The organism is Actinocrinis sp. (assembly GCF_035938995.1).
Lineage (GTDB): Bacteria > Actinomycetota > Actinomycetes > Streptomycetales > Catenulisporaceae > DASZGI01.
The window spans coordinates 1-2,687 of record NZ_DASZGI010000040.1 but is presented as its reverse complement, the minus strand read 5'-3'; the positions used below and the strand labels follow the sequence as shown (position 1 = coordinate 2,687).

2 protein-coding genes, 1 rRNA gene and 1 pseudogene are annotated in these 2,687 nt (G+C 66.7%); all 4 read left to right on the top strand.

Annotated elements, in window-relative coordinates:
- A pseudogene (locus VGZ32_RS02705) lies at nt 1-190 on the top strand (argininosuccinate lyase); the annotation flags it as partial.
- A complete protein-coding gene (locus VGZ32_RS02700) occupies nt 183-836 on the top strand; it encodes a DNA-3-methyladenine glycosylase (RefSeq protein WP_326884173.1) in 654 nt (217 codons plus the stop codon). The pseudogene VGZ32_RS02705 and the gene VGZ32_RS02700, both read left to right, overlap by 8 nt.
- Before the next feature lie 66 nt (nt 837-902).
- A complete protein-coding gene (gene tyrS / locus VGZ32_RS02695) occupies nt 903-2,165 on the top strand; it encodes a tyrosine--tRNA ligase (protein WP_326884172.1) in 1,263 nt (420 codons plus the stop codon).
- 298 nt (nt 2,166-2,463) lie between these two features.
- Nucleotides 2,464-2,687: ribosomal RNA gene (locus VGZ32_RS02690) — 16S ribosomal RNA — on the top strand; the annotation flags it as partial.

The following is a 2,687-nucleotide window of genomic DNA, read 5'->3' as shown; positions in this document are numbered from 1 at the left end:
CCAGCTGACCGACGCCGATCTGAGCGCGATCGACGCCCGGCTCACGCCCGCGGTCCGCGAGGTGCTGACCGTCCCCGGCTCCCTCGCCTCGCGCGACGGACGCGGCGGCACCGCACCCGTCCGCGTCCGCGAACAGCTGGCCGAGGTGCGCGGACGCCTCGACGAACAGCGCACCTGGTTCGATGCCTGACGCCCCAGCAACCGAGCCGGACCCGTTCGACTCCACGCCCGTCCCGAGGTCGTTCTTCGACCGCCCGGTCCTCCAGGTCGCGCCCGACCTACTGGGCCGGGTTCTGGCACATGACTCCCCGGAGGGTCTGGTCACCGTCCGCCTCACCGAGGTCGAGGCCTACGACGGACCGAACGACCCTGGTTCGCATGCCTATCGCGGACTTTCCAAGCGGAACGTCACCATGTTCGGCCCGCCTGGCCATGTCTACGTCTATTTCACCTATGGCATGCACTACTGCATGAACCTGGTCTGTGGGGCACCGAACGTCGCCAGCGCGGTCCTGCTCCGCGGCGCAACCGTCGTTGACGGAATCGAACTCGCACGCAAGCGTCGCCACGCTGCCAAGAACGACAACGATCTCGCCCGAGGCCCGGCCCGCCTCGTCGAGGCCCTCGGTATCGGCCGAGCCGACGACGGCGCCGACGTCTGTGGCGACGGCCCACTGGTCCTGCTGCGCGGCGACCCACCGCCCGCCGACCGCATACGCACCGGTCCCCGCGTGGGCCTGCGCGAGGCCGCCGATTTCCCCTGGCGCTTCTGGATCGACGCTGAGCCCACCGTCAGCACCTACCGTCCGCACGTGCCCAAGCGGAGAACCAGTTAGCGATCTCCGGCACCGATCAGGCAGGCTAGGACCGACGAATTCCACTTCTCCAGGGACGGACGGACCGTGACCGACATCGTCGACGAGCTCAAGTGGCGGGGCCTGCTTGCCCTGTCCACCGACGAAGAGGCGCTGCGCAAAGCCTTCGCGGACGGTCCGGTGACGTTCTACTGCGGCTTCGACCCGACCGCGCCGAGCCTGCACATGGGCAACCTGGTCCAACTGCTGACCATGCGCCGGATCCAGGACGCTGGAAATCTCCCGCTCGGCCTCGTCGGCGGCTCGACCGGCCTGATCGGCGATCCGAAGCCCTCGTCCGAGCGAACACTCAATTCGAAGGAGACCGTCGCCGCCTGGGTGGAGAAGATCCGGGTGCAGGTCGAGCGCTTCCTCGACTTCGAGGGGGAGTACGCCGCGCGGATCGTGAACAACCTGGACTGGACCGCGCCGATGTCCGCGATCGACTTCCTGCGTGACATCGGGAAGCACTTCCGGGTGGGCAAGATGCTGTCCAAGGACGCGGTGGCCGCGCGGCTGAGCTCCGAGGCCGGCATCAGCTACACCGAGTTCTCGTACCAGATCCTGCAGGGCCTGGACTTCCTGGAGCTCTTCCGGCGGTTCGGCTGCACGCTTCAAACCGGCGGAAGCGACCAGTGGGGCAATCTCACCGCGGGCGTGGATCTCATCCACCGCGCGGAGGGCGTTTCGGTGCACGTCCTGGGCACGCCCCTGGTCACCAAAGCCGACGGAACCAAGTTCGGCAAGACCGAGGGCGGAACGGTGTGGCTCGATCCGGAGCTCACCACGCCGTACGCGTTCTACCAGTTCTGGCTCAACGCCGAGGACGCGAAGGTCGTCGAGTACCTGAAGATCTTCACCTTCCGCACGCGGGAGGAGATCGAGGAGCTGGCCATCGCGACGTCGGAGAAGCCGCATCTGAGGCTCGCTCAGAAGGCGCTTGCCGAGGACGTGACGACCCTCGTGCACGGCGCAGACCAGTTCGCTCGCGTCGAGGCGGCCAGCCGTGCGCTGTTCGGCCAGGGCGACCTGACCACGCTCGACGAGCGCACGCTCGCCGCCGCGGTCTCCGAGCTGCCCACGGCAAAGGTCGCTGCCCTCGCGCCGCTCTACGAGTTGTTCGCGGACACGGGCATCGTCCCGAGCCGCTCGGCGGCCCGCAGGGCGATCCAAGAGGGCGGCGCCTACCTCAACAACGCCAAGATCGAGGATGTCGACGCGGCCCCGGCCCAGGAGGACCTGCTGCACGGCCGCTGGCTGCTCCTGCGCCGAGGTCGCCGCACCCTCGCCGCCGTCGAACTGGCGAGCTGATCGGTAGTCAGCCGCACCCCGGCGCGGAGTCAGAATGTTGATTCTCCGATTTGACGGCCCCGCGCCGGGGGCCTAATGTTTACCGAGTCGCCGCAAGGGGGACGCCGGGCAAACCGGACGGACCCCGAGGGACGGCGAGCAGGTAACACCCACGTGTAGTCCGGTCCGCAGGGCCGGGATCGCTCGCGATGTGTCTGTTTTTTGAGAACTCAACAGTGTGTCATTTGTTTACGATGCCATGTTTTTTGTTTGGTTTGTTCCGGTTTCGGTCGGGACTTGCTGGGATGCTCGACAGGTTTTTTTGGAGAGTTTGATCCTGGCTCAGGACGAACGCTGGCGGCGTGCTTAACACATGCAAGTCGAACGGACCGCCTCCTTTGGGGGGTGGTGAGTGGCGAACGGGTGAGTAACACGTGGGTAACCTGCCCCAGGCTCTGGGATAACTCCGGGAAACCGGGGCTAATACCGGATACGACTGTCTCCCGCATGGGGGGTGGTGGAAAGGGTTTCTGGTCTGGGATG